General features: G+C 61.3%; 8 protein-coding genes and 1 pseudogene. 2 read left to right on the top strand and 7 right to left on the bottom strand.

The features are described from left to right. The first annotated feature begins 2 nt into the window (after positions 1-2). A complete protein-coding gene (nagE, locus tag IB241_RS17770; RefSeq protein WP_192299538.1) occupies positions 3-1,709 on the top strand; it encodes an N-acetylglucosamine-specific PTS transporter subunit IIBC in 1,707 nt (568 codons plus the stop codon). Positions 1,710-1,813: 104 nt separating this feature from the next. Here nagE and IB241_RS27550 read toward each other — a convergent pair. The 5 genes and pseudogenes from IB241_RS27550 to purL all read right to left on the bottom strand — a co-directional run bounded on the left by IB241_RS27550 (position 1,814) and on the right by purL (position 7,915). After that, positions 1,814-2,122: pseudogene (locus tag IB241_RS27550) on the bottom strand (DUF6124 family protein). 201 nt (positions 2,123-2,323) lie between these two features. Then, positions 2,324-2,776, bottom strand: coding sequence for a hypothetical protein (locus IB241_RS17775; RefSeq protein WP_192299539.1), 453 nt, complete (start codon positions 2,774-2,776; stop codon positions 2,324-2,326). Next, positions 2,760-3,398: a DUF6036 family nucleotidyltransferase gene (locus IB241_RS17780; protein WP_192299540.1), complete on the bottom strand. Its 639-nt coding sequence runs from the start codon at positions 3,396-3,398 to the stop codon at positions 2,760-2,762. Before IB241_RS17780 ends, IB241_RS17775 begins: the two co-directional genes overlap by 17 nt. 304 nt (positions 3,399-3,702) lie before the next feature. Next, positions 3,703-4,014: a YqfO family protein gene (locus IB241_RS17785; RefSeq protein ID WP_192299541.1), complete on the bottom strand. Its 312-nt coding sequence runs from the start codon at positions 4,012-4,014 to the stop codon at positions 3,703-3,705. Between the two features lie 4 nt (positions 4,015-4,018). Beyond that, positions 4,019-7,915 (bottom strand): phosphoribosylformylglycinamidine synthase, encoded by a 3,897-nt coding sequence (gene purL / locus IB241_RS17790; protein ID WP_192299542.1) that lies wholly within the window; start codon positions 7,913-7,915, stop codon positions 4,019-4,021. 287 nt (positions 7,916-8,202) lie between these two features. Between purL and mltF the strand changes: the two genes are divergently transcribed. Next, positions 8,203-9,663, top strand: coding sequence for a membrane-bound lytic murein transglycosylase MltF (mltF, locus tag IB241_RS17795; RefSeq protein ID WP_192299543.1), 1,461 nt, complete (start codon positions 8,203-8,205; stop codon positions 9,661-9,663). Positions 9,664-9,964: 301 nt separating this feature from the next. Here mltF and IB241_RS17800 read toward each other — a convergent pair whose 3' ends face one another. Continuing rightward, positions 9,965-10,237, bottom strand: a complete 273-nt coding sequence (locus IB241_RS17800) for a PTS transporter subunit EIIB (RefSeq protein ID WP_192299544.1) — start codon at positions 10,235-10,237, stop codon at positions 9,965-9,967. 2 nt (positions 10,238-10,239) lie between these two features. After that, positions 10,240-12,756 carry a phosphoenolpyruvate--protein phosphotransferase gene (gene ptsP / locus IB241_RS17805; protein WP_192299545.1) on the bottom strand — a complete coding sequence of 839 codons (2,517 nt, stop codon included), beginning with the start codon at positions 12,754-12,756 and terminating at the stop codon, positions 10,240-10,242. Between the last annotated feature and the right edge of the window lie 46 nt (positions 12,757-12,802).

Consider the following 12,802-nt stretch of genomic DNA (forward strand, 5'->3'; position numbering starts at 1 on the left):
CCATGTACCAACATTTCATCGAAGGCCTACAACGCCTTGGCCGTGCGCTGATGCTGCCGATCGCGATCCTGCCCATCGCCGGCCTGCTGCTGCGCCTGGGCGACACCGACCTGTTGAACATCGCGGTGATGCACGATGCGGGGCAGGCGATTTTCGCCAACCTCGCGCTGATCTTCGCCATCGGTATTGCCGTGGGCTTTGCCCGCGACAACAACGGCACCGCCGGTCTGGCCGGGGCGATTGGTTACCTGGTGATGATCTCCACCCTCAAGGTGATGGACACCAGCATCAACATGGGCATGCTCGCCGGTATCGCCAGCGGCCTGATGGCCGGCGGGCTGTACAACCGCTTCAAGGACATCAAGCTGCCAGAGTACCTGGCGTTTTTTGGCGGGCGCCGGTTTGTGCCGATTGTCACCGGGTTCAGCGCGGTCGGGCTGGGGGTGATCTTTGGTTTGATCTGGCCGCCGATCCAGCATGGCATCAATAGTTTTGGCGTGTTGCTGATGGAGAGCGGCAGCCTGGGGGCGTTTGTGTTCGGCGTGTTCAACCGCCTGCTGATCGTTACCGGGCTGCACCATATCCTTAACAATATGGCGTGGTTTGTGTTCGGCAGTTTTACCGACCCCGCGACCGGCGCCATGGTGACGGGCGACCTGACGCGCTACTTCGCCGGCGACCCCAAAGGCGGCCAATTCATGACCGGCATGTTCCCGGTCATGCTGTTCGGCCTGCCCGCGGCGTGCCTGGCGATGTACCGCAATGCATTACCGGAGCGCCGCAAGGTGATGGGCGGGATTTTCCTGTCGATGGCGCTGACCTCGTTTTTGACCGGGGTGACCGAGCCGATTGAATTTGCGTTCATGTTCCTCGCGCCGTTCCTGTACTTGATCCATGCGCTGTTGACCGGGCTGTCGATGGCGGTCACCAACATGTTGAATATCCACCTCGGGTTTACCTTCTCCGGTGGGTTTATCGACATGGTGCTGGGTTGGGGCAAGTCCACCAATGGCTGGCTGGTGTTCCCGGTGGGGTTGGCTTACGCGGCGATCTACTACAGCGTGTTCAACTACTGCATTCGTCGTTTCAACCTGAAGACACCGGGGCGTGAGGATGTCCAGGCAGTGCAGGCTGAAGTGATGACCGATAACCAGCGCGCCAGCGCCTATATCCGGGCGCTGGGCGGTGCCGCCAATTTGCTGAGCGTGGGTGCCTGTACCACACGTCTGCGCCTGGACATGGTCGATCGCAATAAAGCAGTGGATGCGGACTTGAAAGCGTTGGGCGCCATGGCCGTTGTACGGCCGGGGAATGGCGGGAGCCTTCAGGTGGTGGTGGGGCCGATGGCCGATAGCATTGCCGATGAGATTCGGTTGGCGATGCCTGCGTTTGTTGCCAGTGCGCCGGTGACGGTTGTGCCTGTGGATAAACCGGTCGCGGTGAACGTGCAGGAGGCCGAGAAATGGCTGGATGCATTGGGTGGCCGGGCGAATGTACGGCAGTTGGAAGCGGTGGCAATGACTCGATTGCGGGTGGAGCTGGGGGATGACTCGGTGCTGTCCGAGGCTGACCTGACTGCGCTGGGTTGCCAAGGCGTGAGCCAATTGGATAGCGGTGTTTGGCACTTGCTGATCGGCGACAAGGCGTCGGGGTTGGGTGAAGCGTTGGAACGGTTGGTCAGTGGTCGGCAGGTTGGGGCTGGTGCTTGATTGATCATTGCCTGAACAGGCCCCATCGCGGGCAAGCCCGGCTCCCACATTTATGATCTGTGAATACATTCAAAATGTGGGAGCTGGCTTGCCTGCGATTGGCCTTAACTGGCGATTGGAGTGTTGAGACCAGGAATCTCATTCAAGTCCAACACCCCAACCCACCATCAATTGGATACCTTCGAGCATCCGGTGAACTGCCAGTGCGATGTCTCGCTGGGCACCGTCGACTTCAAAAGCCAAATGGCCCATCAGCGCCTGCACTGACGCAAGGTGCTGGGAAGCATTGGCGAGCAGGGCTTCGTGTTCAGATTGGGTAGTACAGTGAAGATTTGGTCGGAAGGTGAATCACCAGCGTGGTGGGACTCGGTTTGAGATGAGATTGAACCGGTTAGCAAGTTGTCGCTGATCATCATTAAACTCCAGATGGAATAGGCTTCTGGTGATTTTTCAGGCTTGCAGTCCCGGTCGCTGAATTAGCAGCGACTGGCGAAAATTATTGAGGCGAGTTCCGAGGAACAACCTGAAAGGCTTGTCGGAAATATTCGCGAGCTGAAAAAATCGCAAACAATAAAAACCCGGCCTAAGCCGGGCTCTCTAATCGCAACGAACGTCTAGGCAGACGCCCCACGGTGCTCCGCTTCGTAATGACGAGTCTGAAAAGGCATCAGCGCTTGGACCTTCAAACCCAACCCCTCACTCAGTCCCCAGGACACCGCCAGTTCATCACGACGGCTGCGCAGTGCAACAACGCCCAAAGGCTTCACATCCTGTTTGGAAGCAGTCGCCGAAAACAGCTCGATAGCACGCATTGCTTCTAAAACTCGGCTATCCGTCACACACGAAAAACGTGTGAAGCGCTCCAGCAGATACCCCGCGCGACGAAGTTCCAGTTCGCAGGAGTGAGCATCTAGAAAGTTTTTCACTTCACCGACGAGATTCGCGTCCGAGTACCAGACAGCTTTTGCGGCACTCACCAGCGCATCGTCATCCGCCTGATTCAACGGGCATTTGACCAGTGTGTCCAAGGCGGACGAGAGGACGGGACCATTAATAGGCTTCGCCATCTGCAGTCTCCAGATATTCGTGCAAGATATTGGTCAGAATAGATTTAGGCTGCTCTTTGTTGCCAACATACATATCAATCGCCTGCATTGCCAGCCGACGGAGCTCAGTGGTCACTATGAAGCCCGCCCGGAGCAACGCCATGATGTCACTCACGTCCTGCTCTGTAGCTCTACCCAACTTTGAGATCGCAATATCGATAGGTGCCGCAATATGCAGGTGCAGCGCGGATTCAAGCGAAAAGTCTTCCAATGGGATACTTCGCTCCCAATAGTCTTCGTGAAGCGGACCAAAACCGGTGTTGTATTGAAGGTCATAGTTCAGCTCCATGACACGGCCAGAGTGCTCATCGAAAAACTGTTCAGGAAACTCTGCCAGTAGGGTTTGAAGGCGCAGTGTGTTTCGACAATCCGAGGAATAAATCTCCGCATCCACATCCGTGGAAATACGATGGTGCGTATATAAGTGAACAGCGCAGCCGCCGAAAACAATCACCTTGACCGCACCCGGCTTGGCGCCTTCAAGCATCAATTCCTCTTCGATGGACTTGAACATCGCAACCAAAGCTCGTCCTAGTGAAGTACTTGTCTTGATGCGCGGAACGACGGTATCTGGAAATGCCATCATTGAATGTCAAACCCGTAAGCAATGTTGCTGGACGGGCCTCGAATTCAGATCCCGATCACTGAACCGACAGCGACCGTTAAAGGCTATTGAGGCAGGTTCCGAGGGACAACCTGAAAGGCTTGTCGGAAAGGTCTGAGGTGCTAGGGCAGGCCCCATCGCGGGCAAGCCCGGCTCCCACATGTTGATGTGGGAATACAGTCGAATGTGAGAGCGGGCTTGCCTGCGATGAGGCCCTAGCAGACAACAAAAAACCCGCTGACCAAACTGGCCCAGCGGGTTTGTTGTTTTTGCAGCATGCGAATCAGAAATCCGCCAACTGCCACACTTCATACGCGGGTGTCTCGTACGGGTGGCTGAGTTTCAAAGCAGCCACAACAGCCGCGATCAACTCATCCGCCACCACCAGCTCAACCTTCCATTCGTCAACCACTTCAACCTGGCCCACTTGCCCGATAAACGGCTGGCTGCCGTCCATCGCGCGGAATTGGCCCCGGCCCAGCACTTGCCAGGCGCAGCTGTCGTAGCTGCCGATGCGCCCGCCGCCAGCTGCGAAGACGGCGGTCTTCACCGTCTCCACATGGCTGTCGGGCACAAAGAAGGCGAGCTTGTACACCGTCTTAGTTCACCCACACGCGAGCGTTGCGGAACATGCGCATCCAGGCGCCATCTTCGTTCCACTCTTCCGGGCGCCACGAGTTCTGCACGGCGCGGAATACACGCTCCGGGTGCGGCATCATGATGGTGACGCGACCGTCGCGGCTGGTAAGGCCGGTGATCCCGCGCGGCGAGCCGTTCGGGTTGGCCGGGTAGGTCTCGGTGACCTTGCCGTGGTTGTCGACGAAACGCATGGCCACGCAACCGGACAGGTCGGCTTCCAGCAACGCTTCTTCGCTTTCGAACTCGGCATGGCCTTCACCGTGGGCGATGGCGATCGGCATGCGCGAACCGGCCATGCCTTGCAGGAAGATCGAGTTGGACTCCTGCACCTGCACCATGGCGACACGGGCTTCGAACTGCTCGGAACGGTTGCGCACAAAGTGCGGCCAGAACTCGCTGCCCGGGATCAGTTCGCTGAGGTTGGACATCATCTGGCAACCGTTGCACACGCCCAGGGTGAAGCTGTCGTTGCGCTCGAAGAAGCCCTGGAACGCATCGCGCGCACGGCTGTTGAACAGGGCCGACTTGGCCCAGCCTTCACCGGCACCCAGCACGTCGCCGTAGGAGAAACCGCCACAGGCTACCAGGCCTTTGAACTCGTTGAGGTCAACGCGACCGGCGAGGATGTCGCTCATGTGCACGTCGATCGCATTGAAGCCGGCACGATCGAACGCAGCCGCCATTTCCACCTGGCCGTTGACGCCCTGCTCACGCAGTACCGCCACTTGTGGGCGGATGCCTTTCTTGATGTAAGGCGCGGCGATGTCCTGGTTGACGTCGAAGCTGAGCTTGGTGCTCAGGCCCGGGTTGTCTTCTTCCAGGATCACGTCGAATTCCTGCTCGGCGCACTCCACGTTGTCGCGCAGACGCTGGATCTGGTAGCTGGTCTCGGCCCACTGGCGTTGCAGCAGACGGCGCTGGCCTTCAAATACGGTGTCGCCATTGAAGACGATGTCGATCTGGCCGTTGTTGATCGGCTGACCAATCACGGCTACGCAATCACCCAGGCCAGCGGCGCTGAATTGTGCGAGTACGTCCGGGGTGGCGTCCTGGCGAACCTGGATCACCGCGCCCAGTTCTTCGTTGAACAGGATGCCGTTGATCTCGGACTTATCCTCGGCAACGCTGTCGAGCACGATGTTCAGGCCGCAGTGACCGGCGAAGGCCATTTCGACGACGCTGGTCAGCAAACCGCCGTCGGAACGGTCATGGTAAGCCAGCAGGTGGCCGTCGGCGTTCAGGCCCTGGATCACCGCGAAGAAGGCCTTGAGGTCTTCGGCGTCATCGACGTCCGGCGCCTGCTTGCCCAGCTTGCCATGGGTTTGCGCGAGGATCGACGCGCCCATGCGGTTCTGGCCACGGCCCAGGTCGATCAGGATCAGGTCGGTGGTGCCCTTGTCCATGCGCAGTTGCGGGGTCAGGGTCTGACGGATGTCGGTGACGGGCGCGAAACCCGTCACGATCAGCGACAGCGGCGAGGTGACGCTCTTGTCGGTGCCGTCTTCGTTCCAACGGGTGGCCATGGACATGGAGTCCTTGCCCACCGGAATGGTGATACCCAGCTCAGGGCACAGCTCCATGCCGACGGCTTTGACGGTGTCGTACAGGCGCGCGTCTTCACCCGGGTGACCGGCAGCGGACATCCAGTTGGCCGACAGTTTGATGTCAGACAATTTACCGATGCGCGACGCGGCGATGTTGGTGAGGGTCTCACCGATGGCCATGCGGCCCGACGCCGGGGCGTCCAGCAAGGCCAGCGGCGTGCGCTCGCCCATGGCCATGGCTTCACCTGTGTAGACGTCGAAGCTGGTGGCGGTGACGGCAACGTCAGCCACCGGGACCTGCCACGGACCGACCATCTGGTCACGGGCAACCAGGCCGGTGATGGTGCGGTCGCCGATGGTGATCAGGAAGCTTTTGCTCGCCACGGCCGGGTGGTGCAGCACGCGTTCGATGCTGTCGGACAGATCCAGCGTGCTTGGGTCGAAATCGTCGCCCAGTTCGGTTTCACGTACGGCCGAACGGTGCATGCGCGGGGCTTTGCCCAGCAGCACTTCCAGCGGCATGTCCACCGGGCTGTTGCCGAAGTGGCTGTCGGTGACCGTCAGTTGCGGTTCGGCAGTCGCTTCGCCGACCACGGCGAACGGGCAACGCTCGCGTTCGCAGATGGCCTGGAAGCGCGCGAAGTCTTCTGCGCCAACAGCCAGCACGTAGCGTTCCTGGGATTCGTTGCTCCAGATTTCGTGCGGGGCCATGCCCGGCTCGTCGTTTGGAATGTTGCGCAGTTCGAAACGGCCACCACGGTCGCCATCGTTGACCAGCTCCGGGAAGGCGTTGGACAAGCCGCCGGCGCCGACGTCGTGGATGAAGCTGATCGGGTTCTTGTCACCCAACTGCCAGCAACGGTCGATGACTTCCTGGCAGCGGCGTTCCATCTCTGGGTTTTCGCGCTGTACGGAAGCGAAGTCCAGGTCTGCCGAGCTGGTGCCGGTGGCCATGGAGGAAGCTGCGCCGCCGCCCAGGCCGATCAACATTGCCGGGCCGCCGAGCACGATCAGCTTGGAGCCGACCAGGATCTCGCCTTTCTTGACGTGTTCTTCACGGATGTTGCCCATGCCGCCAGCCAACATGATCGGCTTGTGGTAGCCGCGCACTTCATCGCCACGCGGGGTGGTGATGGACTGCTCGAACGTACGGAAGTAACCGGTCAGCGCCGGACGGCCGAATTCGTTATTGAACGCAGCGCCGCCCAGCGGGCCTTCGATCATGATGTCCAGCGCGGTGACGATGCGCTCAGGCTTGCCGTACGGCACTTCCCACGGTTGTTCGAAGCCCGGGATCTGCAGGTTGGACACGGTGAAACCGGTCAGGCCTGCCTTTGGCTTGGCGCCACGGCCGGTTGCACCTTCGTCGCGGATCTCGCCGCCGGAGCCGGTGGCTGCGCCCGGGAACGGGGCAATCGCGGTCGGGTGGTTGTGGGTCTCGACCTTCATCAGGATGTGCACCGGCTCCTGCACCGCGCCGTACTGGCGGGTCTCGGGGTCCGGGAAGAAGCGGCCGGCGACGGAGCCGACGATGACCGAGGCGTTGTCCTTGTAAGCCGACAGAACGCCTTCGCTGTGCATCACGTAGGTGTTCTTGATCATGCCGAACAGGCTTTTTTCCTGGCTCTCGCCGTCGATGTCCCAACTGGCGTTGAAGATCTTGTGACGGCAGTGCTCGGAGTTGGCCTGGGCGAACATCATCAGTTCGATGTCGTGCGGGTTGCGCTTCAAGCCGTTGAAGGCGTTGACCAGGTAGTCGATCTCGTCGTCGGCCAGGGCCAGGCCGAGTTCGGTGTTGGCCTTCTCGAGGGCGGCGCGACCACCACCGAGCACGTCAATCGCGGTCAGCGGCTTGGGTTCGGCGTGGCTGAACAGACCGGCGGCCTGTTCCAGCTGGCCGACGATGATCTGGGTCATGCGGTCGTGCAGGCTGCTGGCGATCAGCTCGGCTTCGGCGTCGCTGAACTGGCCGGCGACATAGAAGGCAATACCACGCTCCAGGCGCTGGATTTTTTCCAGGCCGCAGTTGCGGGCGATGTCGCTGGCCTTGCTCGACCAAGGCGAGATGGTGCCGAACCGTGGCAGAACCAGGAACAAGCGGCCAGTCGGCTCTTGAACGGGAACGCTTGGGCCGTACTTCAGAAGGCGTGCCAGCACTTGCTGTTCGTCGGCGGTCAATACGCCGGTGGTTTCGGCGAAGTGAGCAAATTCAGCGTACAGGCCTGTAACAGCTGGAACCTTCTGGCTCAGTTGCTCAAGGAGTTTGCTGTGGCGAAAGGCAGAAAGGGCAGGAGCGCCGCGCAGGATCAACATCTTCGGGACAGCCTCGGGAAGGGGGTGTGCTTTGAGGCCGTGCATTCTAGCGTAAACCATCGCCAACGGCACCCGAAACGGCACCGCTGGCCGCTGCCGAACGTCAGTTGGCATGGTTTGCACGCTATCGGGGCATTATCCAGGGCATTCGGCGCAGTTATTTTAACCGTCACAATCACCCGCCAACCCGCATTTCTGCGGGCTGCAGCACGCTTTTTCGGCACCTAGCAGACAAGTCCCGCGCTGTCGAGATATGGCGCCGTGGGCCGTTTGCGTATACTGCGCAGATGTTCTCCCCTACTGCTTTGCGCCCGCGGTGCGCCAAATGGCTCATCGCAACCGGACTCTTCCTGATGCTCAGCGCCTGTGTTGATAAACCCAGCACGCTCGAGCGAATCAAGGAGGATGGCGTATTGCGGGTGATTACCCGGAACAGCCCGGCGACCTATTTCCAGGACCGCAACGGCGAAACCGGTTTCGAATACGAACTGGTCAAGCGTTTTGCCGATGACCTGGGCGTCAAGTTGCAGATCGAGACCGCCGACAACCTCGATGACCTGTTCGGCCAGTTGGGCAAGACCAACGGCCCGGTATTGGCCGCCGCCGGCCTGGTCAGCAGCGAGCAGCGCCAGCAGCAGGTGCGCTTCTCCCACCCTTATCTTGAAGTGACCCCGCAGATCATCTACCGCAACGGCCAGTCCCGCCCGACGAATGCGGCGGACCTTGTGGGCAAGAAGATCATGGTGCTCAAGGGCAGCACCCACGCCGAACAACTGGCGGCGCTTAAACAGCAGAACCCTGCAATCGAATATGAAGAATCCGACGCCGTTGAGGTGGTCGACCTGCTACGCATGGTGGACGAAGGGCAAATCGACCTGACCCTGGTGGACTCCAACGAAGTAGCGATGAACCAAGTCTACTTCCCCAACGTACGCGTGGCGTTCGACCTCGGCAACGCCAGCAACCAGAGCTGGGCCGTGGCCGCCGGTGAAGACAACAGCCTGCTCAACGAGATCAACAGTTACCTGGACAAGGTCGAGAAGAACGGCACTCTGCAACGGCTCAAAGACCGCTACTACGGGCACGTTGATGTACTCGGTTATGTCGGCGCCTATACCTTCGCCCAGCACTTGCAGCAGCGCTTGCCCAAGTACGAGAAACACTTCCGGGCCTATGCCAAGGAAGAAAAGGTCGACTGGCGTTTATTGGCGGCTATCGGCTATCAGGAATCGCTGTGGCAACCAGCGGTCACCTCCAAGACCGGCGTGCGCGGCCTGATGATGCTGACCCAGAACACCGCCCAGGCCATGGGCGTGTCCAACCGCCTGGACCCCAAGCAAAGCATCATGGGCGGCGCCAAGTACCTGGCCAAGATCAAGGATGAACTGGACGACAGCATCGCCGAGCCGGACCGTACGTGGTTCGCCCTCGCTGCCTACAACGTCGGCACCGGTCACCTGGAAGATGCGCGCACCCTGGCCAAGCGCGAAGGCCTGAACCCGAACAAGTGGCTGGACGTCAAGAAGATGCTGCCGCGCCTGTCGCAGAAGCAGTGGTACAGCAAGACCCGCTACGGTTATGCCCGGGGTGGCGAGCCGGTGCACTTTGTGGCGAACATCCGGCGCTATTACGACATCCTGACCTGGGTGACCCAGCCGCAGCTGGAGGGCAACCAGGTGGTCGAAGGCAACCTGCATGTGCCGGGCGTGAACAAGACCAAGCCGCCGGAAGACAACCCCCAACTGTAAGCACGCACTCTCCCAGACACCACAAACCAATGTGGGAGCGGGCTTGCCCGCGAAAGCGGTGGTTCAGCCAACACCTCTACCAACAGTGCCGCCGCCTTCGCAGCCTCGCTAAAGCTCGGCAGCTCCCACAGGGGATTGGCGGTGTGAGGGGGATCTCCAGCCGAGCGCTGACAGCCCAGCAACACCAATCACCTGTGGGATCGGGCTTGCCCGCGAAAGCGGTGGGTCAGTCGGCACATGTAGAGACTGACACGGCGCATTCGCGGGCAAGCCCGCTCCCACATTTGAATCTCCATCTGGTTCAGAGGCCGGTGAGCAGGTGAACCACGCCCCCCGTCAGCACCATCACCGCTGGCACACCCGCCGCCTTCAACGCCGCGGCATCCAGCCTCGCCATATCCAACAACTGCACCCTCACCCGCGTCAGTGCCACCCGCTGCTGCGACTTGAGATTGTCCGCCCCACCCAACGCATTCAGCACTTCGGCTGACAACACCCCAGGCGCGGCGACCGTCTCGGCAATCAAATCCGGAGTCAACGCCTTCCAGAACGCCCGCTGCAATTTCTCGAACATGTTCAAAGCTCCACGACAGGTGAGGTTTCAACGGTGGCCGCGTGGTACAGGCGCAACGCCTCACGCACTTGGGCGGCTTCTTCCAGGCCCAGCACCTGACGGGCGATGATCTGGCAGTCGGCCAGGTCCAGCTCGCGCACGGTGGCCTTGATGGTCGGGATCAACGGTACGCTGACCGACAATTCATCCACCCCCAGCCCGAGCAACACCGGCACCGCCAGTGCTTCGGAGGCCAACGCCCCACACACGCCGACCCACTTGCCATGGGCATGGGCCGCCTTGACGGTAGTGGCGATCAAGCGCAGCACCGCCGGGTGGAAGCTGTCGGCCTGGCTGGCCAGGCGCGGGTGGTCGCGGTCCATGGCCAGGGTGTATTGGGTCAGGTCATTGGTGCCGATGGAGAAGAAATCCACATGGGGCGCAAACACATCGGCCATCAGCGCGGCGGACGGCACTTCGATCATGATGCCCAGTTTCGGCAGTTCAGAGAGCCCGAGCGCCAGCGCTTCTTCCTGAAGAATCGTGCGGGCCTGGTGCAGTTCCGACAGCAGGCTGACCATCGGCAACATGATGTGCAGGCGCGCAAAACCGGCGCTGGCGAGGATTGCACGGAACTGCTCGCGCAGCAGCTGCGGGCGCTCCAGGCACAGGCGAATGCCACGCAAGCCGAGGAACGGGTTGGTCTCGGTGTCCATCGGCACGTAGGCCAATGGTTTGTCGCCGCCGACGTCCAGGGTACGCACCACCAGATTGCGCTCAGTGCCCAGGGCACGGGCGATGGCGGTGTAGGTGCCCGCCTGTTCTTCCGGGCTGGGCGCGCGATTGCGGTCCAGGTAGAGGAACTCGGAGCGCAGCAGGCCAACCCCCTCGCCGCCCAGGGTCAACGACTGCTCGACTTCTTGCAACGAGGCGACGTTGGCAGTGACTTCAACGTGATGCCCATCGCGAGTAGTGGCAGCTAATCCAGCCTGCGCCACTTCGCGCTGGCGACGCAGTACTTGCTGTTGGCGCGCGGCCTCCAGCTGTTCGATTTCAGCCAGGTTCGGCTCCAGGTGCAGCTCACCTTTGTCGGCATCCAGCAGCACCTGCTTGCCATTGGCCAACGCCAGCACTTGCAGCGGCACACCACACATCGCCGGCAGGCCGAGGGCACGGGCGAGGATCGCGACGTGACTGGTGGCGCCGCCGCCGACGGTGACAAACCCCAGCACCTTGCGCGTGTCGAGGCTGGCGGTTTGCGAGGGCGTCAGCTGTTCGGCGATCAGGATCGCGCGCTCGGGCAAGTCCCAGGCGCTGTCTTGAATGCCGAGGATCAACTTGAGCACGCGTTGGCCAACGTCGGCCAAGTCCGCTGCACGTTCGGCGATCAGCGCATTGCCCAGGCCCTGGAACAACTGGACGGTGGCGAGCGTGGCGCTGTTCCAGGCAAACGCGGCGCTCTTGCCCTGCGCCAGCAGGTCGTGGGATTGCTCAAGCAATGTCGGGTCTTCGAGCAACTCTTGGTGAGCACGGAAAATCTCCGCCTGGGCGCTACCGGCGGCCTTGTCTTGCAACGCTTGCAGCGCTGCGTTGGCGGCCCGCAGGCCACGCTGCAATGCGGCGCGTTCGGCCGCTTCACCAGCGCCCTGCTCGGTGATGCTCAACTCGGGCTCAGCCACCTGAACCACCTGGCCAAACGCCGAGCCCGGCGACGCGCACACGCCGCGCAATAGTGTCGACGATGACACCGGCGCAATCACTTCGGCCGCTGCCGCGACCGTCTCGCCGCAACCGTCAGCCAACAGCGCCACCAATGCCTTGATCGCCGCGTCGGCATCCTCGCCCGCGGCGCTCACTTGCAAGGTGTCGCCGTACACGGTTTGCAGCGCCATGATCGCCACCAGCGACTTGGCGTTGGCGCTCTGGGTTTGCTTGTGCAGGTAGATGCTCGCCTTGAAGCCCTTGGCCGCCTGGGCCAGCACCGCCGCCGGGCGCGCATGCAGGCCGTTGGCGTTGGGCAGCGTCAGCGGTTTGGAGAACAGCGCATCGCCCTCCTCCTCATCCACTGCGTCAACCGGCGCGGCTGGGGATAACTGCAACAGCGGCTGGCCCATCTCGACCGAGCCGTTCGCCAGCAAGGTGAACGGCTCACCGCTGACCACCAGCATCAAGGTCAGCAGGCTGCGGGCATTGAGCGCCACATAATCGGCATCGAATTCGATCAGCGCCTGCCCGGCTTCCACGCGCTGGCCTTCCTGCACCAAGCGGGTGAAACCTTTGCCTGCGAGGTTCACGGTGTCCAGGCCGATATGCATCAGCACCTGCACGCCGTGGTCATCGGTGATGCTGACCGCATGCCCACTGTCCTGGATATTGCTGATCACCCCGGCCAACGGTGCGCAGAGGGTCTGCGAGGTCGGGTCGATGCACAGGCCATCGCCGATCAGGCGGCTGGAGAAGACCGGGTCGGGCACCGAGTCCAGTGCCAGCAGCACGCCGGACAGCGGTGCCAGCAGTTCCAGGGGTTGAGTTGTGGTCATGACTTCACCTGTTGTTTTGTTCTGTAAAAATCATCGGTTGGATACA

This window comes from Pseudomonas sp. PDM05 (genome assembly GCF_014851685.1).
In the GTDB taxonomy this organism is placed as follows: Bacteria; Pseudomonadota; Gammaproteobacteria; order Pseudomonadales; family Pseudomonadaceae; genus Aquipseudomonas.

Bases quoted from the DNA above. Each gene is read 5' to 3' on its own strand.
- IB241_RS17775 (WP_192299539.1), bottom strand. From the start codon at position 2,776: ATGGCGAAGCCTATTAATGGTCCCGTCCTCTCGTCCGCCTTGGACACA.
- IB241_RS17780 (WP_192299540.1), bottom strand. From the start codon at position 3,398: ATGGCATTTCCAGATACCGTCGTTCCGCGCATCAAGACAAGTACTTCA.
- purL (WP_192299542.1), bottom strand. From the start codon at position 7,915: ATGTTGATCCTGCGCGGCGCTCCTGCCCTTTCTGCCTTTCGCCACAGC.
- nagE (WP_192299538.1), top strand. From the start codon at position 3: ATGTACCAACATTTCATCGAAGGCCTACAACGCCTTGGCCGTGCGCTG.
- IB241_RS17800 (WP_192299544.1), bottom strand. From the start codon at position 10,237: ATGTTCGAGAAATTGCAGCGGGCGTTCTGGAAGGCGTTGACTCCGGAT.
- ptsP (WP_192299545.1), bottom strand. From the start codon at position 12,756: ATGACCACAACTCAACCCCTGGAACTGCTGGCACCGCTGTCCGGCGTG.
- mltF (WP_192299543.1), top strand. From the start codon at position 8,203: ATGTTCTCCCCTACTGCTTTGCGCCCGCGGTGCGCCAAATGGCTCATC.